At 62.6% G+C, this 22,372-nt stretch carries 24 protein-coding genes; 8 read left to right on the top strand and 16 right to left on the bottom strand.

All coding sequences use genetic code 11. The features are described from left to right. Positions 1 to 578 (top strand): transcription initiation factor IIB family protein (locus OPC11_RS20450; protein ID WP_264783201.1); only part of this gene is annotated, 578 nt, incomplete at its 5' end. A 412-nt stretch (positions 579 to 990) separates the two neighbouring features. Continuing rightward, positions 991 to 2,013 carry a hypothetical protein gene (locus tag OPC11_RS20455; RefSeq protein ID WP_264783202.1) on the top strand — a complete coding sequence of 341 codons (1,023 nt, stop codon included), beginning with the start codon at positions 991 to 993 and terminating at the stop codon, positions 2,011 to 2,013. Here the strand turns inward: OPC11_RS20455 and OPC11_RS20460 are convergent. The 5 genes from OPC11_RS20460 to OPC11_RS20480 all read right to left on the bottom strand — a co-directional run bounded on the left by OPC11_RS20460 (position 2,010) and on the right by OPC11_RS20480 (position 6,164). Continuing rightward, on the bottom strand, positions 2,010 to 3,065 hold the full coding sequence (locus OPC11_RS20460; RefSeq protein ID WP_264783203.1) for an iron transporter: 1,056 nt from the start codon (positions 3,063 to 3,065) through the stop codon (positions 2,010 to 2,012). The genes OPC11_RS20455 and OPC11_RS20460 overlap by 4 nt on opposite strands. 86 nt (positions 3,066 to 3,151) lie before the next feature. Further along, positions 3,152 to 4,417, bottom strand: a complete 1,266-nt coding sequence (locus tag OPC11_RS20465) for a Dyp-type peroxidase domain-containing protein (RefSeq protein ID WP_007980687.1) — start codon at positions 4,415 to 4,417, stop codon at positions 3,152 to 3,154. A 94-nt stretch (positions 4,418 to 4,511) separates the two neighbouring features. Further along, positions 4,512 to 5,609 carry a tyrosine-type recombinase/integrase gene (locus OPC11_RS20470; RefSeq protein WP_264783204.1) on the bottom strand — a complete coding sequence of 366 codons (1,098 nt, stop codon included), beginning with the start codon at positions 5,607 to 5,609 and terminating at the stop codon, positions 4,512 to 4,514. Then, the gene (locus OPC11_RS20475) at positions 5,606 to 5,746 is read right to left on the bottom strand and encodes a hypothetical protein (RefSeq protein WP_018129072.1); all 141 of its coding nucleotides are present in this window, start codon (positions 5,744 to 5,746) and stop codon (positions 5,606 to 5,608) included. Before OPC11_RS20475 ends, OPC11_RS20470 begins: the two co-directional genes overlap by 4 nt. A gap of 37 nt (positions 5,747 to 5,783) precedes the next feature. Then, the gene (locus tag OPC11_RS20480; RefSeq protein WP_264783205.1) at positions 5,784 to 6,164 is read right to left on the bottom strand and encodes a HalOD1 output domain-containing protein; all 381 of its coding nucleotides are present in this window, start codon (positions 6,162 to 6,164) and stop codon (positions 5,784 to 5,786) included. 345 nt (positions 6,165 to 6,509) lie between these two features. Here OPC11_RS20480 and OPC11_RS20485 point away from each other — a divergent pair, with 345 nt between their 5' ends. Beyond that, positions 6,510 to 6,728 (top strand): hypothetical protein, encoded by a 219-nt coding sequence (locus tag OPC11_RS20485; protein WP_007980682.1) that lies wholly within the window; start codon positions 6,510 to 6,512, stop codon positions 6,726 to 6,728. A gap of 19 nt (positions 6,729 to 6,747) precedes the next feature. Next, positions 6,748 to 7,122: a DUF192 domain-containing protein gene (locus OPC11_RS20490; RefSeq protein WP_264783206.1), complete on the top strand. Its 375-nt coding sequence runs from the start codon at positions 6,748 to 6,750 to the stop codon at positions 7,120 to 7,122. On the opposite strand, the gene OPC11_RS20495 is transcribed toward OPC11_RS20490, so the two are convergent. From OPC11_RS20495 to OPC11_RS20510, 4 genes are all read right to left on the bottom strand, one after another. Then, positions 7,092 to 7,235: a hypothetical protein gene (locus OPC11_RS20495; RefSeq protein WP_154652464.1), complete on the bottom strand. Its 144-nt coding sequence runs from the start codon at positions 7,233 to 7,235 to the stop codon at positions 7,092 to 7,094. The genes OPC11_RS20490 and OPC11_RS20495 overlap by 31 nt on opposite strands. Before the next feature lie 381 nt (positions 7,236 to 7,616). Beyond that, entirely contained in the window at positions 7,617 to 8,357 is a 741-nt protein-coding gene (locus tag OPC11_RS20500; RefSeq protein ID WP_264783207.1) for a helix-turn-helix domain-containing protein, read from the bottom strand. A 116-nt stretch (positions 8,358 to 8,473) separates the two neighbouring features. Next, positions 8,474 to 9,127, bottom strand: a complete 654-nt coding sequence (locus OPC11_RS20505; RefSeq protein ID WP_264783208.1) for a hypothetical protein — start codon at positions 9,125 to 9,127, stop codon at positions 8,474 to 8,476. A 1-nt stretch (position 9,128) separates the two neighbouring features. Further along, positions 9,129 to 9,539, bottom strand: coding sequence for a hypothetical protein (locus OPC11_RS20510; RefSeq protein WP_069452944.1), 411 nt, complete (start codon positions 9,537 to 9,539; stop codon positions 9,129 to 9,131). Between the two features lie 130 nt (positions 9,540 to 9,669). On the opposite strand from OPC11_RS20510, the gene OPC11_RS20515 reads away from it, so the two are divergent. Next, positions 9,670 to 10,449 carry a hypothetical protein gene (locus tag OPC11_RS20515; RefSeq protein ID WP_264783209.1) on the top strand — a complete coding sequence of 260 codons (780 nt, stop codon included), beginning with the start codon at positions 9,670 to 9,672 and terminating at the stop codon, positions 10,447 to 10,449. Between the two features lie 5 nt (positions 10,450 to 10,454). Here OPC11_RS20515 and OPC11_RS20520 read toward each other — a convergent pair whose 3' ends face one another. Continuing rightward, complete coding sequence (locus tag OPC11_RS20520; protein ID WP_264783210.1) at positions 10,455 to 11,468, bottom strand: FAD-dependent oxidoreductase; 1,014 nt, start codon at positions 11,466 to 11,468, stop codon at positions 10,455 to 10,457. 441 nt (positions 11,469 to 11,909) lie between these two features. On the opposite strand from OPC11_RS20520, the gene OPC11_RS20525 reads away from it, so the two are divergent. Next, positions 11,910 to 13,733: a DUF87 domain-containing protein gene (locus tag OPC11_RS20525; RefSeq protein WP_264783211.1), complete on the top strand. Its 1,824-nt coding sequence runs from the start codon at positions 11,910 to 11,912 to the stop codon at positions 13,731 to 13,733. Here the strand turns inward: OPC11_RS20525 and OPC11_RS20530 are convergent. From OPC11_RS20530 to OPC11_RS20555, 6 genes are all read right to left on the bottom strand, one after another. Then, positions 13,730 to 13,891: a hypothetical protein gene (locus OPC11_RS20530; protein ID WP_007980666.1), complete on the bottom strand. Its 162-nt coding sequence runs from the start codon at positions 13,889 to 13,891 to the stop codon at positions 13,730 to 13,732. The two genes, OPC11_RS20525 and OPC11_RS20530, sit on opposite strands and share 4 nt — an antisense overlap. 40 nt (positions 13,892 to 13,931) lie before the next feature. After that, a complete protein-coding gene (locus OPC11_RS20535) occupies positions 13,932 to 14,057 on the bottom strand; it encodes a hypothetical protein (protein ID WP_007980665.1) in 126 nt (41 codons plus the stop codon). Positions 14,058 to 14,525: 468 nt separating this feature from the next. Next, entirely contained in the window at positions 14,526 to 16,316 is a 1,791-nt protein-coding gene (locus OPC11_RS20540) for an asparagine synthase-related protein (RefSeq protein ID WP_264783212.1), read from the bottom strand. 105 nt (positions 16,317 to 16,421) lie between these two features. Beyond that, positions 16,422 to 18,287 carry a bacterio-opsin activator domain-containing protein gene (locus OPC11_RS20545; protein WP_264783213.1) on the bottom strand — a complete coding sequence of 622 codons (1,866 nt, stop codon included), beginning with the start codon at positions 18,285 to 18,287 and terminating at the stop codon, positions 16,422 to 16,424. Positions 18,288 to 18,470: 183 nt separating this feature from the next. Then, positions 18,471 to 18,998, bottom strand: coding sequence for a DUF6789 family protein (locus OPC11_RS20550; RefSeq protein ID WP_264783214.1), 528 nt, complete (start codon positions 18,996 to 18,998; stop codon positions 18,471 to 18,473). 156 nt (positions 18,999 to 19,154) lie between these two features. After that, the gene (locus tag OPC11_RS20555) at positions 19,155 to 19,919 is read right to left on the bottom strand and encodes a Sir2 family NAD-dependent protein deacetylase (RefSeq protein ID WP_007980656.1); all 765 of its coding nucleotides are present in this window, start codon (positions 19,917 to 19,919) and stop codon (positions 19,155 to 19,157) included. Positions 19,920 to 20,078: 159 nt separating this feature from the next. Between OPC11_RS20555 and OPC11_RS20560 the strand changes: the two genes are divergently transcribed. Both OPC11_RS20560 and OPC11_RS20565 read left to right on the top strand, forming a co-directional pair. After that, positions 20,079 to 20,480: a universal stress protein gene (locus OPC11_RS20560; RefSeq protein WP_018129076.1), complete on the top strand. Its 402-nt coding sequence runs from the start codon at positions 20,079 to 20,081 to the stop codon at positions 20,478 to 20,480. Positions 20,481 to 20,616: 136 nt separating this feature from the next. Continuing rightward, the gene (locus OPC11_RS20565) at positions 20,617 to 22,356 is read left to right on the top strand and encodes a cbb3-type cytochrome c oxidase subunit I (RefSeq protein WP_007980652.1); all 1,740 of its coding nucleotides are present in this window, start codon (positions 20,617 to 20,619) and stop codon (positions 22,354 to 22,356) included. Positions 22,357 to 22,372 lie beyond the last annotated feature (16 nt).

The raw sequence follows: 22,372 nt of genomic DNA on the forward strand, positions 1-22,372 counted from the left end.
GCAACCTCAAACAGGCGCTCGGCGAAATCGACCGCATGGCCAGCGCGCTCGGCCTTCCGAAGAACGTCCGGGAAACCGCGAGCGTCATCTACCGCCGCGCGCTCGACGACGACCTCCTTCCGGGACGGTCCATCGAGGGCGTCGCAACCTCGGCGGTGTACGCCGCCGCACGTCAGACCGGCGTTCCGCGCAGTCTGGACGAAGTGGCCGCCGTCAGCCGCATCGACGATATGGAGTTCAAGCGCACCTACCGCTACATCGTGCGCGAACTCGGCCTCGAAATCCAACCCGCCGACCCCCTGAGCTACGTCTCGCGGTTCGCCTCGGACCTCGACATCAGCGACGAATCCGAGCGCCGGGCGAAGGACCTGCTCAAGACCGCGAAGGAACAGGGTGTCCACAGCGGCAAATCGCCGGTCGGTCTCGCGGCCGCCGCCGTTTACGCCGGATCCCTGCTCAGCAACGAGAAGGTGACACAGAGCGAGGTCAGCGACGTCGCCAACGTGAGCGAAGTCACCATCCGCAACCGGTATCAGGAACTGCTCGAAGCGAGCCAAGACGGCGGCGTCACCGCCTAAGCGAACCGGACTCCCTTTCGTTTCCGGCGACCGTCCTGAACTCGACTCACATTCGCAGTATGAACGGTTTTTGAACCATTCAGGGTTTTGTGTGACGAAATGGCCGATACACTAATTTTACACGGTTTTTAATTTCCGGGCAACCATGCCCGGCTCTCGCATCGGGTTGAACAGGCGAGTTGCTACCAGTCTTATATTTCTCATACTGTTCAGTCTCCTGGTCGTTCAGCCCGGATTCCTCAGCCCGAATCCGAGAGACGAACCGCACCCGAAGCGTACCAGGGACGTTCGACTCGTTTCGCCGAATCCGAACAGTTCGGCGAAACTGTGGCCGTTCACGAGCCGCCACAAACAATACGACTCGTTGACGCTTCCTATCAACGTCGTCGTCGAGGGACCCGCGTCGCGTGTGGTGAGCGAACTCAGACATCGACGGGACGCACAGTGGAACAACGACTCGAACGAGTGGCAGGGCGTCGCCAGCGACGAGGAGACGGCTGGCGTCGGCAAAGGCGCTGTCGAGTGGCACAACACGACGGGAGCGGTTCGGTACACGTACGTCCAAGCGCCGGGTCCGCGCGGCGGATGGATGACGGAGACGGCCCAACTCCACGACGGCGCGTACTTCGGCTCGCGCTATCACCTTCGACTGTACGAAGGCGGGAAGGGGAACGGAACGTGGACCGCCATCCAGGCCCACCACGAATACTTCGACTGGTTTCGACTCCGGCACACGGTCGGATCGCTCGAAAAAGCACAGTACCACCTCGACGGACAGTACTACGGGAAGTGGTACGTCGACGGCGTCTCCCGCCAACGGTACGCGAACGGCGGCATCATCGACTCCAACGGGTGGGTCTCCGTCGTTGACCTGCGACCGAAGGCGGAGATGGGACCGGTTCCAGGGGCGTTGATAGCGGTCTTACTCCTCGGCTCGATTAACCTGAGGGACTCCATGGAAGATACGATTCGGGACCTCGCTTCGCGGCTGACGAGGGAGACGGTGCAACGCGGCATCGCCTTCAGCGTCTCTCTCTTCGGACTGCCGCTGTTCGTGCGCAGCGCGAGCATCGCCGTGGAGACGACCGTCCCGTCCGTCCCGATAAAGGCAATCGCCGGTGTGGGCTACCTCGTTCTCGGTCTCGGACTTCCGCTGGCGGCGGTTTCCCTTCCGAACGGACGGCAATCGACGGACTGGTTCGCCGTCGCCATCCTCGCCCTCGGTCTCGGGTTCCTCTTCGACTATCGGAGCATCGGCGTCAACGTGCTTCCCATCGCGGTCGTGTTACACCGACTCGCCGTTCTGGGCGTCGTCGGCGTGCTCGCGGTCGGCGGTTCGTATCAGGAGACGGACGGACGCTGGAACACGTTGGTACAGGCCGGTCTCGTCATGTGGATCGCCGTCCTCGTCTGGCCGCTATTCGACGCCTTCTAAACCGAGAGCTGCATTTTCGGCATCTTCAGGAACGCGGTTTCGTACCCCTCGTGACGTGAAACGATGGGCGGCGAGTCCACCCGAACCGTGAGTTCGTCTCCCGTCCGGACGCTCGGGACGTTCGCCCCGTAGTGCAGTCCGACGTCCGGGTCGAGGGTGGCGTTCAGCGCGTCGTCGAACACCGCCTCTCCGTCCCGCTTCAGCGTCGTCGACAGGGACATGTTCGGAATCGGATAGCGGCGATACGGCGTTCGCGGCGAGACGAGCAGATACGTGTCCTCGGCGAAGTCGGAGTTTTCGACCGCCGTAACCGGGAACTTCGCGTCGCCGCTCGATTCTTCGCCGACGAGTCGGCCCGGAAGGTCCGATTTTTGAGGAACGTGGCTCATCGGCATGTTCATCTCCATCGGCTGAATCGCGTCTTTCTGGCCCTTCCTGCCGTCGAGCTTTTCGTACGAGATTTGCTCCACCGTGTCCGTATCGAACTCGAACTCCGTGGTGAGCGTCGCGCCGTCGCCGAACTGACCCGCGAGCGCACCCGTCCGGCGGACGTCCAACCCGGAAACGCGTATCTTTGCGGTGTATTTCCCCTCTCCGTTCAGCCCGATATTGTCCCCGAAGTGAAAACCCATGTTCTGTGAGAGCATGGGCCATAGCGATCTCCTGTCGCTCCAGTCGCCGTTCGACAGTTCGGCCTGGACGTTTCCGGTTGGGAGCACCGTCTTCGTCTTCGAATCCCAGACGGACGCCATCAGGTGCAGGTCGTCTGCGTCCTTGATGGTAACCTTCTTCTCCTGTTTCGCCGTCCCGCCGCCCATCAACCAGAAGCGGTGCGGGTAGGAGTAAAACAGCGCGAGGCGGTATCGACCCTGTTTCGCCATCCCCGCCATCTCCATGCCCTCCTTGTGCGTCGGGATGTACACCGCGTCCGGCCGATTTTTGACGAGCGGTGGCGCTCGTGCCATCGTCCGTGTCTCGAACAGCCCAGAACAGCCTGCCAGCGAGGAGACGCCGAGGACGCCGGCGGTCCGCAAAACGCTACGGCGATTCATTGGTTCGGAATTACCACTCCCCGCGAAAAGGGATTCTGGTACACCCGTCGAAAAGGGGAGAACGCCACCCGAGTCGCCCGATGCGGTTATGTCGGGTTCGGCGTCGGAAGCGAGCGAAGCGAGCGCGGCGGGACGAGGAAGTTTCCGCGTCGAGTCACGGTCATGTACTGGAGGATGCCGTTGTTCAGCCGTTGACCCACGGAGGAGTTTCCGGCGAGGTCGTCGCCGTTCATGGCGGTGCGCGTCGATTCGAAGTCCTCGATGGTGCGCTGGAAGGCGACGAAGTGGAGACCCGCCTTGCCGCCGTCCGTCGAGTCGAAGTCCCGTCGGAGGATGACCGGTGAGTCGTCCTTTCGAGCTCCGGCGGCCTTCTGGGAGTGGCCGACCATGCCGCGCTCTCGGGCGTGGTCCTCCACGTGGTCGATACACTCGTCCGTCATCTCGCTCGAATCGCCGAGATTGTTCCCGACGCCTTCGACTTTCCCCTCCTCGGCGTGCACCGGACAGAACATCTTGCCGACGCGCTGGTCGCGGCTGTCCTGTTCGTACCACTGGTCAAGGTGCAGTTCGATGTTGGAGATGTGTTGGGTGGTCCCGCCCGCGAACGGTCCGTCCTGAATCGTGATTCGGTCCTCGCTCGCCTGATTCTTCTTGAAGCCGGACTTGAACCCCATGTAGAGCGGCGCGTCTTCCGGGACGGGGTTCGAGTCGGGAATCCCGTTCACGTCCTGATGGTCAGCGGGCAGGCCGTCCCCGACGAATCCCGTCCGTCGGTCCGCCTTCTCGAACACGTCCGTGACGCCGCTCACGTCCACGCCGTTCAGTTCGTCGCGGTTTCCGAGGAGCGCCTCCTCGGCCGCGAGGACGAGCTGTGGATGGTCGCTTTCGAGTTGCACCACGGCGTCCTGTTCGTCCAGTTTCGGGTCCTCGAACGACGCGAGCGCCTTGGGTTTCGGGAGCACGTCCGTCGCGCCGAACCGTTCGAAGTACGACGGCGAGTAGCCGATGGAGAACAACAACCCGTCGTGGCCGCGCTTGTAGGCGCGTTCGAGGCTCCGAAGCGACCGTTCGACCGTCTCACGCTCGGCGTCGGTCGGCGTGCCGTCGCCACGGTAGTTCAGGAAGAGCAGGATTTTGTGACGGGCGGCCACGTTGTTGCCGTGGTCGTCCGTGGCGAGAAACCGATTCCACGCGTGCTGTCGCTCCGGGAGCGTCGAGAGGTCGGACGGTCCCTTCGGTACGTCCGGCATTCCGCCCCGGTCGAGACAGGCCGACAGCGCCGCCGACCCGCCGATGGCGACGGCCGCTTTCATGAACTCGCGCCGGGGGATTCCTCGCGTCGATTCGCTCATCGTTCGACACTAGCGAGTCGGCGAGAAAAGGGGTTCTGGTACACCCGTCGAAAAGGGTCGAGAAAACGCGATACCGGGCAGACGTCGGCGCGAGTCAGCCCTCGTCCAGTACGTCGTCCACGCGCTCCGCGGTCTCGCTGGCGCGGATGTTCGAGTAACTCTCGTGGGTCGTCGTGATAGAGGCGTGACGGAGCGCCGACTGGGCCAGTTCGGCGTGTCCTTCGCTGTACAACTGGTGGCCCAGTCCGCGCCGCGCGCCGTGCGGTTTCAGGTACTCGCCGTCGATGTCGAGTCCGGCCGACTCGCAGAGGCGTTTCATCAGGTTGCGCGCGCCGCGGGTGGATATCGCGGGGAGGACGATTTCGTGGTCGCGTATCACGTCGTCGATGTCGTTTTCGTCGAGTAATTTCTCGACGCGCGATTCCGAAAACTCCTCGCTTAACGCCTCCCGCGCGACTCGGTACTTCGAGGGTGCGTGGTCGGTTGGAAACACCGGAAACCGTGGTGTCGGCGGGTCGTACACCCGATGATAGCGCTCCAGCGCGTCCGCCGCCTTCCGCGGCAGTTGGGCGTACTCGTACTCGCGCGATTTGCCGAAGACGCGAACCGAACCGCCCTCGATGTCCACGTCGTCCCACGCGATGCCGCTCCGCTTGTCGTCCGCCGGGTCGCGGAACACCTCCGCGCCGCGGACGCCGGTCAGCGCGAGCAGTCGGACGAGCGCGCGGTCGCGGTAGGCGCGTTCGCGCGAGACGTCGGCCTCGCCGTCCAGCGCCTCCTCGACGCGGCGGTCCATGAACGAGAGTATCGCGTTGCGGTCGCGGGCCGACCAGAACTGGCGGTCGGCGTCGGCGGTGTCCTCCGGCAGTTCGGCCGTCGCCCGCGAGACTGCGGCCGGGTTTCGGGAGATGAGTTCGTCCGCCTCACAGAAGCCGAGAAACGCCCGGACGTAGGCGTAGTAGGTGTGTGCCGTGGACGATTTTACCTCGCCGTCGCGCACCTGTCGCTTGAGATGTCGCGCGTAGCGGCGGCAGTCGATGACGTCAACGGAATCGAGGTGGGTGACGTCGCGCTCGCGGGCCAGCCAGTGCTCCCATCCCTTCAGTGCGGACCCGGCGTTGGCGCGGTAGTTGCCCGCCTCGATGCTGGTGAGATATTCCGCTATCGCGTCGCCGAGTTTCTTGTCGCTCATGCCAGTCGAGGGTCGTAGATTCCCCCGAGTTCGTTGCCGCATCGGGGACACGTCACGTTCGATTCGTCGTCGACGAAGCGTCCGACCGGGCCGAGATAGCCACAGGACGGACACCGCCGTATCGGTAGCTGAATCATCGCATTACCGTCCCGTGGGAGCGGGAGCGACAAAAATCTACGTCCCTTCGCTGGCGTCAGGGGCGTCGGAGGCGTCGATGACATCGGGGGCGTCGATGACGTCGCCGACGTCGGGCAACGGACGGACCGAGATGTGTCCGTCGCTCCTGATGAAAACGTGATACCCCTCGAAGGTGAATCCGACGCGACCGCCGGTTCGCGGAGCCCCGTCGCTGCGCGGGGAGAACAACCCGTCCAGCGCGTCGGGGTCGAATCGGTCGTACAGCGGACCGATTTCGGTCGGGTCGGCGTCCATCGCCTCGGCGATGGCCGTCATGACGGTCGTACTGAGCTGTTTCGAGTCGGTCCAGTCGTGGCACGTGTGATACGTTTCGGGGGCCGTTTCCGCGGGGTGCGTGTGCTTACCTGAGTTGGACATTGGAACATCCTCCCGTGGGGCACGGGACTCTGTGTCTCACATACACCCCGCGAAATCATAAATCATCGTCAGACAATCATGAACATCAGTCATACGCCTCAGCGGAAGAAAGGCAAGACGTGAGCACGGTTCGCAGAAATCGGCTGTCTTACGGTCCACAGCCACCGCTCTCGGAGCGAATCGAATGATGGCGGAGTCAGACGGAATCGAGTCGAAACGGGGCACGTGGGGTTCGGTTACGTCGGGGAAAATGGGTTCGCGCCCGCACCCACCGAGCGACTTAACCACCGGTTAGACGCGATTATCCGGCCAATAGTATTCATACTGAGGGGTGTGGAATCTATCATGTCGTTGGTCGAAATACTCTCCACGGTCAGTCATCAGTTCGTCACCCCACCCGTTCAACTCGTCAGCTTCTGGTTATCGGTATCGCTTCCGCTGGTCTACCTCCCCCTCCTTCTCAACGGGGTACGTGGAAACATCCTCCCGATATTCGTCGGGTTGCTCGCCTTGCACGTCTGTACGCTGCTTCTCGGTCACGGCTATCGAGGACAGAAAACGTGACAACGACTCGGCGAGAACGATGACCGTGCACGTCGTTCATCGACGGGACGGGGCGGAGCGGCGACTCGTTTCACGGGGCGAATACGTCACCGACCTCGGTTCGCGGGTCGGCGGACTGGTCCGACTCGCCGCGTCCGGCGACCACGCGCTGGTGTTCGAGTTCGATTCGGTCGGCGACCATCGGGCGTCGACGGTACTGACACCGCTCGCGCTCGATGTGGTCTGGACGACGGGCGGACGGGTGACGCGCGTCGCCCGGCTGCCCAAATGGACGGGGACGGCCCGCGGAACGGGGGATGCCGTGTTCGAGTTTTCGAGGGACGTGGCCGACGACGTGGAAGCGGGCGACGAACTGTTCGTTCGTCAGTCCCACTCGTCTCGCTCGACGGAGTAACTGCCGCACTCGGGACACACTTGATACTGTACCGAGAACGCCGTTTCACACCGCTTGCACTCGTACGGACGGTCCGACTTTTCGGCCACGCCGAACCGTCGCATCAGCCTCATGCATCGCGTTTCGAACGTGAGAGACAAAAAGCTCACCGGAGTAGAGTGAAAGTGAAATACCGTGGGAAACGCCGCGCTCGGTGCGTGGAAACGGAGACGGCAGTCTGGGTAGGGGTTGGGAAGGCCGAAGCACGAAGACGAGTGTCGGGCGCGTCGCCCGCATACCCGTCGTTTACCACGGGAATGACAGTCGGTTGTCAGGGTACTGCTGTCGCGGTGCGGTGCAGGGAACGTCTCTGGGTTGGGAGTGACGCACGTCACTCGGAGACGGCACGGTCCGCGTGTCAGGTTGTCTCGTTTCTCGGGTGCCCCGCATCCGTCCGCACCTACGACCAGTCACGGCAGTTAAAAGGAGGTTTTGACCAGTCCTTCAAAACCGATTCAGTCGGCGTCGATGGCGTTCCCGGTATCCATGGCGGCCGCAACGTCGTCGGCGAGCGTCGTGACGACCGCGTTACCAGCACGTTCCCGCTCGACGAGCCCGTCGTCGGCGAGGCGCTCCAAGTGATACGAGACGGTTCCCGGCGTTCGGTCGAGCGCGTCCGCGAGGTCGGAGACGCTCGCGGGACCGTCGCGGGCCACCGTTTCGAGCAGGGTCGCCGTCGAATCATCCGAGAGCGAGGCGGCTAGCTCGGGGTTCTCGTCCCCGGCCGGATGCACGCGACGTTTCCCGCGGACCGTGGTCGTCTCGACCAACCCCTCCTCTTGGAGGATTCGAACGTGGTATCGAACCGTCGAGCGGGGGATTTCGGTCCGCTCGCTCAACGCCGAGAGGGAGAGTCCGGGTTCATCTGCGATAGCGTCGTATATCTTCGCCCGGGTCGAGTTTTCGAGGGGATTCGACCCGTCGTATCGGCTGTAGCTCCGAACGGTGGTCGAACCGGGTGCCTCGTCGATGTCGGCGTACTCCGCCGCCGCGAAGACGCTTTGCGACGTGGGTCGGCCGTAGGGACCGACGGAAACCGGCGAATCGAGCGTCGGCGCGTTCGACTCCGGCTGTGCTGGTGTCGCGTGGTGCATCGGCTCGCCCGCACTCGCCGAGACGACGAACCCGAGGGGGACGGTCGCGACGAGAAGCAAGGCAGTCAACACCACGACTGTTCGATGACGGGAGGAATTCATGGTTTACCTTCTTCGAGTTCTTCGAGAAGCGGTGTGTGCACCGGGGGATTATCGCTCTTCTGGTGGCGTTCAGCGATACGAACGTGAACCGAAGGTGGAGAGGCCGTGAAGAAGGGTTAGTTTCGCTCGTAGTCCACCAGTTTCATCTCTCGGACTTTCGTCCCGTCCTCGTCGTAGATGACGCCGTACATCGCGGTGCCGTGGTCGGGCGAGTAGCAGGCATCGGTGAAAATCGAGCCGTTGACCCTGATCTCCGAGTTGTAGCACTCGATACCGGCGAACGTCTTCGTCCCCGTTATCTCGTACGTCATCGTCCCTTTCGAGGACGGGACCGTCCACGTGTTGCCGACGCGGAAGTCGTTGCCGTACACGCCGTTCATCGACGGCGAGAACATGGTCATGCTGGCGTATTCACCGCCCGGCAGGAACGCGACCTGCACCAGCGCCTCCTCCCGCGTGAACGTGGCGGTCCGCTCTTCGGTCTTCCCGTCGTGCGTGAACGAACCGCGCATGGTGATGTTTTCGCCATCGACCGACTGGACGTCCCAGACTATCGTCCCGGTCCCGGCATCCTTCTCGTAGGTTTCGTAGGTGTATGTTCCGGGGCGCTCGAACGCGAACGGGAGGAACGCGTCATCCACGGTCGTTCCCGCCGCGCCGTCGCCACCCGACGACCCGTCCGGGGCGGAGTCGTCGAGTTGGTTCGAAACACCGGAACATCCGGCGGAGACGACGACCGCGACGACGATGAGAAGTGCTATCCGTCGCATGTTACGCGAGTCGGGCCGCAAGTTTGCCGAACACGGGGAGGGCAAAGCGCTCGTTCGAGTACGCCTTGTACAGCAGGAAGAGCCACGTCAGGAAGGCGGCGAAGCCGACGACGAAATACGCCAGCGAGAACAACAGGGAGAGCAACCCGCCGAGACGGGGAACGAGGAGCAACATCATCTGGAAGACGGTCATCCCGACGTACACCGCGAACAGGCCGACGCCGAAGACGATGCTCTGTGCCGCGTGGAACCTGACGAACTCGTTTTCCCCTTCGAGGAGGAAAAACAGGATACCCGTCAGGGGACTAAACAGATACGCCAGCGCTCCGGCGATGTTTTCGTCGAGTCCCGTTCCGGAACTCGAACTGGCCGATTCGGTAACGTCGGTCGTCGTTTTTGGTTCGACAGCCATGAACGAAAATGGAATCCAGGAATGATATAATTACTGAGCGGAATACTGCCGCATTACGGAACCGTCCCGGAACGCGAAACGCGGTTCGCAGAGTGAAACACTATACCGGAGAAGGACCATGTGACAGTCGATGAGTGACAGTGGGAACTCGGAAATCGTCGTCACCGCTGTCAAGCGGGCGGATACGTTGCACGCGTTGGCGGGGCGGTCGCTGACGCGTGCGGAGCTACAGGACGAAATCGACGTGTCACGGACTACGACACATCGAATCGTCCGGGAGCTGGCAGATAAAACGCTCATCCGTCGCGTCGGTGGCACGTACGAACTCACCCCCTTGGGTCGAATCGTGGCTCGGGAAGTCGAACACTTGCAGGACACGGTTACCGCCGCGGAGAAGTTAGGGGCGCTGTTGCCGTCCCTCGACCGAACCGACATCGACGTCGAACTGCTCGCCGACGCGACCATCACGGTCCAGGAGTCGGGCGACCCGTACCGGCCGGTCCGCCGTTTCGTCTCTCTGTTACGCGACTCCGGGACGCTCCGCGGGTTCGATACGACCACCATCGCGCCGATGTACGTGGACGAGATCCGCGACAGCATCCTCGACGGCATGCGAACCGAGATCATCTATCTCCCCCCGGTTATCGACCAAATCCTCGACGACCACCACGATGCGACCGAGGCGGCCATCGAGAGCGGACAACTCGACCTGTACATCCACGACGAGTTGCCATTCGGACTGGCCATCTTCGACGACCGCGTGGGCGTCGGTGGCTACGACGAAACCGGCGTCCTCCGGGTCTTCGCCGACACCGACTCCCCCCAAGTCCGGTCGTGGGCGGAATCGCTCTACGAGGAGTACCACAACAAAGCAACGTCGATTCGGGAGCACGACAACTGGGCGGGGTAACGCCGTCAGTCCGAAATCTCGTCGCCCGTTTCGAGTCCGCTCGCCAGCGCGCGGTGGACTCGACCCTCTCCAGCCACCCAATCGCCGGCGAAAAAGAGGTCCGCCGCGGCTCCCTGTCGAAGCACGTTCCTGTCGGCCCCGTCGTCCGGGAGCGCATCCCGCCAGCGAATCACGTCGTACCAGTCCGGTGCCGCGAGCGAGTGTTCGGAGAGGAGGTCGGCCGCCCGGTCCGCGACCGCGGTGGCGACCTCGAAATCGTCGTCATCGTAGTGGGTCGCCGACCAGTCGGGGGCCATCTGCACGACGAGCAGACTCTCGCCGTCCGGGACGTGACCCGGCTTGCAGGATTCGCGCGCCACCCATCCGACTTCGTGTTCTTTGTCCGCGTTCACCAGCGCGTAGTACGGTCGCTCGATGTCGAACGAGTAGTGCAGCGCGACGGAGAGTATCGGACGGTAGGGCACGTGACCCACGTGCTCGCGGAGTTCCCGACGCGCCTCGTCGTCCCACGCCGCGAGGTCGAGGAGGGACGCCGTTATCGGCGCTGGCGGGGTGAGCACGAGCGCGTCCCACGGCCCGTACTCGTCGCCGTCGTCGTCCTCGACGTACCACGCGTCGTGACGGCGAAGACCGGCGATACGGGTGTCGGTCCTGACCGTCGCGCCGCTGGCCTCGCACAACCGCTTCCCGAGCGTCCCGAGGCCGTTCCGATACGTCCACTTCGGCGTCTCCTCGTCGCGCCCTTCGGAAATCTCGCCGTCAGCGTCGAACGTCCAGACGGGACCGTCGGTTTCGACCAAGCCGTCCCCGAGTTCCCGAACGACCCGGGAGACGCGCTCGTCGTCGCTTTTGACGTAGTTCGCGCCGACGTCGTAGACGCAGCCCGCCCGCTCGTGCGTCGCGGCGCGGCCACCGACGCGCTCGTTGCGCTCGAAAACCGTCACGTCCGCGTCGTCACCGGCGGCGAGCGCGACGCCGAACCCGGCGACACCGCCGCCGACGACGGCGATGCGTTTCACGTCAGGGACCCCTCGATGAACGTCGCGTTGCCCAGAATCGCCATGCTAGCCGACCGTTCGACCGCACGCGGGAAAGCGATTACGGCGCGGCGTGCAGGCTACTCCGCCTCGCTCGTCTATTCACTTTCCAGTTCGACGGATAGTATATTTCAGTAAGAGTCAGTGTCTTCTAGTATATTTTAGTGTCATACGAGAAAATTCAGTATTGAGAACAGTCGTTCAGTAAAATCAGATACGATTCAGTATTTCACAGTTTACGATAGTACACGAGTGAGAGACGGTACAATCGAGCCGTCGGTACTCGAAACTCGAACCGTCCGAACGTTTATACCGGAAGCCGCGACCAGACACGACCATCCGTCGGTGTTTCGACCCGCATCGACGCAAAATACCCCTGATGCAAAAATTGAAGGAATCTCTGTCGAATCGGGATGTAAGAGAATGGACAACGAACAACAACTGCCGGTCGGTCATCTCGTCGCCGACGACACCGAAGTGGCGATTCCGGTCGTCGAAATCCTGACAGGACGGGGATTCGTCACCGGAAAGTCGGGAAGCGGGAAGTCGAACACGGCGTCCGTCGTCGTCGAGCAACTGCTGGACGCCGGCTATCCGGTGGCCATCATCGACGCGGACGGCGAGTACTACGGCCTGAAAGAGGAGTACGAACTCCTCCACGTCGGCGCTGACGAGGAGTGTGACATCCAAGTCGGCGCGGAACACGCCGAGAAGGTCGCGTCGCTGGCGCTCGAACAGAACGTCCCCATCATCATCGACGTGTCGGGATATCTGGACGAGGACGAGGCCGACGCGCTCATCCGCGAGACGGCGCGCCACTTGTTCGCCAAGGAGAAGAAGCTGAAAAAGCCGTTCTTGCTGGTGGTCGAGGAGTGCCACGAGTACATCCCGGAGGGCGGCGGGATGGGCGAGACGGGCAAGATGCTCATCAAGGTCGGCAAACGCGGGCGGAAACACGGACTCGGAATCATGGGCATCAGCCAGCGCCCGGCCGACGTGAAAAAGGACTTCATCACGCAGGCGAACTGGCTGGTCTGGCACCGCCTGACGTGGGAAAACGACACGAAAGTCGTCAGCCGAATCGTCGGCAGCGAGTACGGCGAGGAGGTTCCAAACCTGAACGCCGGGGAGGCCTTCGTGCAGACGGACTGGACCGACAGCGGAATTCGACGCGTGCAGTTCAACCGCAAACGGACGTTCGACGCGGGCGCGACGCCGGGATTGGACGACTTCGAGCGACCGGAGCTCAAATCCGTCAGCGACGCGCTGATGGAGGATTTGGAGGGAATCACGGAACTACAGGAACAAGAACACGACCGCGTTGCCGAACTCGAAAGCCGACTGGAGCGCAAGCAGGAACGAATCGCCGAGTTGGAAAACGAGCTGCAGACGGCGCGAGACGTGTCAAACGCGGCGCGAAAGATGGCGAACGCTCTCGCCCACGGCGACCTCGGCGGCCCCGAGGAGTTCGAGGAACGACTCCGGGAGAAAAACGAGCGAATCCGGGAGCTCAGAGAGCGCGTCGAGGAACTGGAGAACGAGCAGACGGAACTCCGCTCGTTCGGCGAGTGGAACCGCGATATCGAGGACATCGGGGAACCGGAGAGCCGAGACGACCACGACGATTACGATGACTTCGAATCGGTCGAATCGGATGCGCCGACCGACGCCGACGGAACGGACACCGCCGAATCCGACGAGTCTACCGTCGAATCCGCCGAATCCTCCGAACCCACCGACGAACGTCTCGAAACCACCGACGGAACCGCGACGGCGGGGAAGACGTGGGGAGCAAACGATTCGGAGGGACGGGAAAGCCCGGACGACAAAGGCTCGATAGAGGCCTACCAACGGGCGCTTCGGGAGCGCGGGCGGCGACTCGGGGGCGCCGTCTCGAACGATTCGGTTTCCGAAACCGCCTCGCTCGTGGAGTTAGCGAACGCGGACCCCGTTGCGGTACGAATCGACGCTGCACGACGTGAATCGTTGTGCAACGAGGACCACACGTGGGATATCGTCGAGACGCTCGCAACGGACGGACCGATGACCGTCCACGAAATCGCGGCCGCGGTAACGGCGTCCGTCGAACAGATTCAAAGCCTTCTGACGGAGCTGCGAAATCGGTCACTCGTCACGCGCAACGACGACCGTCAGTACGGCCTCGACAGGAGGGAGATGATTTCCATCATCACCGACCCCGACGAGCGGGCACATCACAGCGAGCTTCACTCGCAGTGGCGAGATTAGCGCCACTCTTCGTCGATTCCGGCGTCGCGTTCCATGTCCACGAGGCCGCGGGGTTGCCACTCGTCGTCCGCCCGGCAGCGGGAGATGAGAGCGATGCCGACCGAGAGGAACACGATGGCGATACCCAGTTCGACGAGCAGGAATACGCCGAGCGTCATCGCCGCCAATACGCGCCACAGCGTCCTCCCTCTTTCGGCGCTATTCGTCCGTCTCCGAGGGAGAGTAGAGGAATCGGAACACACCGGCGACCATCAATCCGGCACCGAGCGCCATCGCGGCGTAATCGATGGTCGTCTCCTCACCGAGAAATCCGGGGAACGCCATAAACACCACCCAGCAGACACCCAGAACGGGGAGGAGCAGAGCTGCAAGTTTGGATTTTGGAGTTTCGGTTGTCGATTTGTCGTCCGTTTGTTGAGCCACTCGTGACCAACCTGTGTCGGCATCACAGCCTGAATGCTTATACGTTACTGTTAGAACGGCCAGTATTTATTAGATTACCCGAATATAAGCCCGTTTTTTCAAAATTATCAAAAATAGTGTGGTGTAATGGTTCCGATAATTATATTCAGAAAACGGCGGTCGTCGCGTCTCCATCGAAATCCGCGAGACGAGCCAAACGAGAGACAGCATCGAGACGACCTGACGAGAGACGGGGCGAAGGGTGCACGAAGACTGTTCCGCGACCGGACGCCACGTACCGTCTCATCGCGTACCATGCGTTCGAATCGTTCAATCGGCGACTATTGAACGTTGCTATTCAGATTCAATGTATACAAAATAGTTTATATACTATTTCGCTTCGCGCACCTGAACGCGCTGACCCGCACTGGGACGGGCGGCGTCGAGGTGCTTTTGGAGCCAGAGTTCGAGCGTCGTGATCGCCGAAATCGGCTTCAAATGGTCCGTGTGCCCGTCGAGGTGTTCGTGTTGGAGATTCCGAATCGCGTTCGAATCGAAGACCTCGCGGCTACAGGCGTCGTCCAACAGGCCATCGACGAACGACCGCATCGTCGCATTGGTCCGGTACCACCGACCCATCAAACAGGTGTCCGGCCCGGTAAGTCGTTTCTTGACGTTATCGGCGACGAAACCGGCGGCGTGGAGCGCCAACGGCGACGTCGGCGGTCGGTTCGTCCGGTTGTACGGAACCGTGGCGGACGGTCCACCGACTCGCCGCGCCACTTCGAGTTTGAGGGGCGCGACGGCCGACGGAATTCGGCCGCGCGTGCCGGGAATCGAGCCGATTCGGTATCGCTGATAGGGCATCCGGGCGACGTGATTCATGAACTCGCCGTCGGCGAAGGGGACGCGGGTTCCGGCCTGACTGCGGTAGAGTCGATTCGACCGGAAGTGGGAATCGGCGAACAGTTCCCAGAGCGCGTCGAGCGTGCGATGTTCTCGCCGAGGTTGTGTGCTCTCCTCGACCACGCGACCGAGCGATTGCGTGGGGGAGATGTCCGACGAGAGGAGGGTTCGAACGTCAGCGGGGGGGAGTTGTCCTTTCTGGGCGACCAGCGCATCGACCGACGACTTGCCGGTCAGATACGACCGATAGAGCACGTCGCCGAAGAACTCGCCTTGGCTGCTTCCTTCGAACAGCACGTCCACTTGTCCCGACACGTCGTTTAAGACGGGCGGAAGGTTGACGAAGAACGACCACTGCAACATCCCGTCCATGATGTCGACACCGCGTTCGATGGTATCGACGAACTCCCCGGCGGAGTACTCACAGAACTTGTTGGGAAGGGAAAGCGACTCTGCGACGCGCTCGGCACCCGTGCGGTCCTCCTGCGTCGCGGAGTTGTCGTAGGTGAACGTTCGGACGGAACCGATTTCTCGTTTCAAGGCGGCGGCGAGCGTCCTGCTGTCGAGTCCGCCGGAGAGCCACACCCCCGTTCGCCCGTCGATAGTATCGGCGACGTTGCCGACCACTCGGCGGTAGCGACGGACGGCCTCGTCCACGTACCCCTCCTGTGGAGCGATGCCGAAGTCCGGTTCCCAGTATCGATGCGATTCGACGTTACCGTCCTCGTACCGGAGGTACGACGCGGGGCGGAGCGACCGAACGTCGCTCACGAGCGTCTTGCGGCCGAACACGTAGCCCATGAACAGCATGTCGCTCACCGCCCGCTCGTCGACCCGCGGGTCGTGGAGCCGTGTGACGAGCGAGGAGAGTTGACTGCCGAACAGGAACCCATCGACGGACGAGTAGTAACACGGCCGCGTCCCGAGTTTATCGCTCGCGACGATGGTAGTCGTGCGGTCGGCGGCGACGAGCAGAAACGGACCGCTGAGTTTCGGAAGCGTTCGGTCGGGGTCTGCGAGCACCCGTTCGAAGATGTCGGCGGTCGAACAGCCCAGTTCGGCGCGGTTCGATACCACACCGTGGAGCATGCCGACGCGCGCGCCGTCCTGCCACGTCGTCCATCCGTTCGGGTCGCGGTCGCCGTGATGAACGAGTCCGATTCGACAGTCACCGACGGAGCGTTCCGCGGTCTCGTACCACTCCTCGTCGTCCATTGCATCGAACATCTCACCGAGTGCTCGACTGCTGACGGTACCACCGATTACGCCGGGCATAGCAGAGATGTTCACGACAGCCTATATTGTTATGAGACGCCTGCCGCGGAAGTAAGCGGTGCATACGCCAGTTCGTAGGGTGAGAAAAACGGAATCGGCCACACCCTACTGCGAGCCGTCGCCGAAGAACTCGGCGCACAGTTTCCGCTCGGCGGCCCGGAGATGCTCGTGGAACGTCGAGCGGGAGATGTTCATCGACTCGGCGAGTTCCTCGCCCGTCACCGGTCGAGGCCAGTCGAAAAAGCCGCTGACGTAGGCCTTCTGAAGCGACGTCAACTGCCGCTCGGTGAGGGTGTCGGTCAGGCTCTCGATGAAGTCCTGTTTGGTCTTCGCCGGGCGTTCGTGGTGTCGATAGGCGAGCAGTTCCGTGCCGGAATACGACTCCTTCAGTCGCTCGATGAGTCCGCGAACGTCGGCATCCTGTGGAAACTCCGCGAGGACGCGGGACTCGTCTGGCGTCGCCGTGATGGTCTGCGTCTTACCGCCGTAATCCGACATCGTGGAGACGAGCGTCCCCGAAGGAAGGACGAACTCGAACACGGTTTCGTCGTCCTGTTCAGCGACCGGTCGCGCGTCGAGCACGTCGTCCCGGTCGTCCACGATATCGAGCACGTCGTCCGGGGCGGCCCCGCGGACCGAGAAGAACGAGACGACCGACCCGTCCTCCCGATTGGTCGATTGGAGGTAGCTGATGTCGGCTTCGGCGCGGTCCGCGATATCGACGAAAAAGAGGTCGGAACCGCGGAACGAGAACTCGGCTTCGACCACGCTGTCGGCGATGAGGATGCGGCGCGTTTCGCGGGCGTTGATGGCGCTGCCGATGGCGCGAGCGAGCGAGCGAAGCACGACCTGTTCGCGTTCGTCGAACGCGTCGGCTTTCGTCGCACACACTGCCAGAACGCCGTATTCGGTGTCGTGATAGGAAATCGGAAGGGCGGCGACAGCGGCACAGCCCTCGATTCCGAGGGTATCGACCTGTAGCTCGCCGGTCTCCAGCGCCTCGGTGACGATGGGGTGGTCGGGGTCGGGGTCACACTCCCCGGCGACGGTCCGCACCTCCACGGCGTCGGTTCGAACGTCGCGCTCGCCGATCCACGCGAAGTTGTATGGTTCGACCTGCGTGACTTGCGTACAGACGGCCGTCTCGATGGCTTCGCGGGTCGGCGCTTCCACGACCTCGCTGGTGACGTCCCCGAGCAGTCCCTCGATTCGTTCGAGCAGGTGTTCGAGCTCGGTGGCGCGGTGGTGGGCGGCCTCCTCGGCGCGCTTTCGCTCCGAGATGTCCGTCTGGAAGCCCACGAAGTGGGTGACGGTCCCCGTCTCGTCACGAATCGGCGCGATGTCCACCCGGTTCCAGAACTCGGTGCCGTCCTTGCGGTAGTTCAGCAGTTCGACCGAAACGGGTTCCTCGGCGTCGATGGCGTCGCGCATCGCGGCGACGGCATCCGCATCCGAATGTTCCCCTTGGAGGAACCGGCAGTTGTGTCCCTGCACTTCGTCGAAGTCGTACCCGGTCAGTTCCTCGAACGCTTCGTTGACGTACAACAGCGGCTGGTCTCCCGATTCCGCGTCCGCGATGGTGATGCCGACCGGTGCCTCGTTGATGGCTCGCTCCTTCAGGTCGAGTTCCGCGATGACGTCCTCGGTCGCGGCCGGGGTCGGCTCACGGAACAGTACGGTTACGCCGTCCGCGTCGGGATGGGCGGTCGCCTCGTATCGGGGGTCCGTGGCGACGGAAAACGATTCGGTTCGGTCGTTGCGAATCGCCGTCTCGGCGTGGTCGAGAATCGTCTCCCCGACCGCGGTCGGCAGCGCCGACGGGAGGCGCTCGTCGATTCCGACGCCGAGCAGTTCGCGCGCCGGGTCGTTGAGATACGTGACCCGCCAGTCGGAATCGAGCGCGAGCAGGGGGGTGGAAAGTCGGGAGAGCGCTTGACTCGCCCCCGCGTGACTCTCGTCAGGGATGTCCATACGACATCTAGGGGCCGACGGGAAATAGTAGTTCAGTTATCGGCGACACGTCTCCGACCCGACCCGTTCGCAGTCGTGGATATTTCGTCCCGTTCGCCACGACGTTTTTTCAAAAACACGAACGGCGACCCGAACACGAGTACTCGACGTCGATGGGTTCTCCCGACGAGTCGTTCGCAAAAATCAGACGAGCGTCGTCGGGCGCTTGGAGAGATAATCGAACACGGAGCCGAGGGCGAAGCCGTACGCGAAGTGCGCGAGCAGGGTCAACAGCAGGTACAACGCGAGCAGAACCCCGGTGTAGCCGTCGTAGAACGCGAGGACGAACCCCGTCCAGAGGACGAACCCGTAGGGAATCCCCCTCGCCGCGTACGTCTCGCCCGGCAGGTAGGACCCGATGGAGACGAACAGGAGCGGCCACGTGATCATCCCGCCGCCGAGGAAGATGACGTACCCGACGGCCGCTGGATTCGAGGGAAGGAGCACGTCGGCACCCGTGAGCCGCGCCAGCACGGAAAACGAGTTGAGGTCGAACGCGCCGAGGGTCGTCCCGACCAGCAACACGGCCGTCATGACGGCGGTGCCGACGAGGCCGCCGATGGCACCGATGAACCCGTCCGTGACGATGCCGGAGAGACTGTCGAAATCGGGTTCCGCGACGTCCTCGCCGACCTCGACCTCCACGGTTGCTTGTGTGTCATTATCAACCATGATAGGGCGTACGACCCGCACCATCAAAAACCGTTCTTCCGTCACGAATCCGAGAGGTCGGGGCGCGGAGACGCGTTCGAACGGTGCGGAGCGGTGCCGGTGGTGCGGAGCGATGCCGGTGATACGGAGCGATGCCGGTGATGCGAGGCGTATCCGTCACTCCACGACGCTCGCCCTGAGGTCGGGGAGAACGTCGGTCACGTCCCCGCGAACGTCGAACGCGGCGGTGGGACTGAACGGGGTTTCGTCGAAGTTGATGACGGCCGTCGTCGCTCCGCCGCGGTCGGCGGTTCGCGGGAGCGACGCCGCCGGTTCGACCGTGAGCGACGACCCGATGGCGAGGAACACGTCCGCCCGTTGTGCGTAGCGGCGAGCGCGATAGAGCGTGTCCTCGTCCAACCGCTCACCGAACAACACCACGTCCGGTTTGAAGAGACCGCCACAGTCGCCACATCGAGGTGGCAGTTCGCCGGATTCGATGCGACGACGAACCGGGGCGGCGTCCGTTCGCCGCCCGCACTCTTCACAGACGACGCGGTGGGCGTTGCCGTGTAGTTCGAGCAGTTCCGCGGCTATCGAATCGCCGCGGCCGCCGCACGCGTGGAGGCCGTCCGTGTTTTGCGTGATGATGGCGTCTAGCTGCCCATCGTCGGCGAGTTCGGCGAGCGCGTCGTGGGCCTCGTTGGGTTCGATGTCGTCGCCGAACATCGTCTCGTGGAGCGCGAGGCGGTCGGACCAGAACGCGGCGGGGTCGGCGCGAAACCGTTGGTAGTAGAAATCTTCCGGGTCGAACCGATTCCAAAGACCCGAATCGCTTCGGAAGTCGGGGATTCCCGACGCGGTACTCATCCCCGCACCCGTGAACGCGACGACGGTTTCGGCGTCGCGGATGCGGTCCGCGAGCCGAGCGATGTCGTTCATGTCACTGTGTCAGTGGCGGCGGGATTGTATAGTTGTGGAAATCCGCGGGTGAGCCAACCGCGATAGTTCCAAAACGATGGTGAAAGAATCGTGTACCGACCGAATCACGTCATTTCGCCTGCCAACCGGTTTATGGTTCCCCCGCGTATCTGTGCACGTATGACCCGAATCGTCGCTGGAACCGACAGCGCCGAGACGAGCGAGAAGCTCTGTGACTACCTCGAATCGCGGCTTACCGAAGCCGACGAGGTTCACGTCCTGAACTCCCTCCACGGCGGAAACGACGAGGAGATGGTCGAACAGGGACGGGAGGCGCTCTCGGTATTCGAGGACCGCCTCGGCGAGACGTTCGACGTCGAGACGGAGCAGAACACGAACGCGAGCGACCCCGCCCACGACCTGCTCACCGCCGCAGACGAGACCGACGCCGACGAAATCGCGCTCGGCCTGACCCAGAAACGGAGCCCCGCTCAGAAGGTGTTGTTCGGTAGCAACACCCAATCCGTTCTCATGCAGACCCGGCATCCGGTCGTCGGCGTCCCGCTTCGAAAGTCCAGATAAATATCGACGACCGTTTTCATCGACTGGGAACGGCCCAGTCGGTTAAGACACGTCCGTCCCAAGTGGGATTACGAGCCGCATCGCACCGTAAAATCACGACCGACAGTTACCGATATTTGGTAGAGACACGACCACAATGAATCTCCTCGGAGAAGCCGCGGCCGGTGTCGGACTCGGACTCACACTGGTCGCCGCCGCGCTCTTGCTCGCTCGTTCGATAAACATCAAAGAAGCAATCAAACCCAAGCAGACGCCGAAGACCGACGGCGGCTACGTCAGCGGATTTCCGGCCGGGTACGGAAAACCGACCGGTCTCGTCCGGTGGCTGACGACCGTCGACCACAAGGATATCGGCCTGCTCTATCTGCTGTTCGGAAGCGTCGCGTTCTTCTGGGGTGGCATGGACGCGATGATGATTCGGACGGAGCTGTTCACGCCGGAAGTGGACGTGTGGAACGCCACGACCTACAACGGCCTGTTCACCATGCACGGCCTGACGATGCTGTTTTTCTTCGCCACGCCCATCCTATTCGGATTTGCGAACTACTTCCTTCCCCTCCTCATCGGCGCGGACGACATGGCGTTCCCGCGCATCAACGCCATCGCCTTCTGGCTCCTCCCGGCGGCGTTCCTGCTGGTCCGATTCGGCCTCATCTCCGACATCTTCGGGAACGTCATTCAACCCGTACTCGGAAACGCGGCCGCAGAGCCGTTCTTCAGGCTCGAACCGCCGACGACGGGGTGGACGATGTACACGCCGCTTTCGAGCCAACAGACGAATCCGATGATCAACGTGATGCTCCTCGGTCTCCACCTCTCCGGCCTCAGCACCACGATGGGAGCCATCAACATCATCGCGACGACGTTCACGCAGAAGGAGGTGGAGTGGGCCGAACTCGACATCTTCTCGTGGACGCTCCTCACGATGAGCGGCCTCATCCTGTTCGCGTTCCCGCTGCTCGGCAGCGCCATCATCATGCTGCTGTTCGACCGCGTGTTCAGCACGACGTTCTTCGCGTTGAGCGGTGGCGGGCCGCTCCTCTGGCAGAACCTCTTCTGGTTCTTCGGGCACCCGGAGGTGTACATCCTCGTCCTCCCGCCGATGGGGTTGATAAGCCTCATCCTGCCGCGCTTCGCGGGCCGGAAGCTGTTCGGGTTCAAGTTCGTCGTCTACTCGACGCTCGCTATCGGCGTTCTCTCGTTCGGCGTTTGGGCGCATCACATGTTCACGACCGGGATGGACCCGCGCCTCAGGGCGAGCTTTATGGCGGTGTCGCTGGCCATCGCGGTGCCCAGCGCCGTCAAGGTCTTCAACTGGATTTCCACGATGTGGAACGGGAACATCCGCCTGACGGCACCGATGCTGTTCTGCATCGGGTCGATAGCGACGTTCATCATCGGGGGCGTGACGGGCGTCTTCCTCGCCTCGATTCCCATCGACCTCATGCTCCACGATACCTACTACGTCGTCGGCCACTTCCACCTCATCATCATGGGGCTGATTCCGTTCGCCATGTTCGCGGCGGTCTACTACTGGTTCCCCATCTTCACCGGTCGAATGTACAATCAGTTCCTCGCAAAGGTCCATTTCTGGATCACGTTCGTCGGCGTCATGCTGACGTTCAACACCATCATCGTCCTCGGCATGATGGGGCTACCGCGTCGTTACGCGAGTTACCCGCCGCAGTTCGCGTTCCTCCAGCAAGTCGCCACCGTCGGCGCGTTCATCATCGCGCTCGGCACGCTGGTCTGGGTGTGGAACATGCTCCAGTCCTACCGGAACGGACCCATCGTCACCGACGCGGACGTGTGGAACCTGAAGGAGTACGGCTTCTTCTCCCGCGAGTGGCAGTGGTTCGAGGAACGGTTGGAGTAGTCAAATCACGACTTTT

The organism is Haladaptatus sp. T7 (assembly GCF_026008575.1).
GTDB classification, from domain to species: domain Archaea; phylum Halobacteriota; class Halobacteria; order Halobacteriales; family Haladaptataceae; genus Haladaptatus; species Haladaptatus paucihalophilus.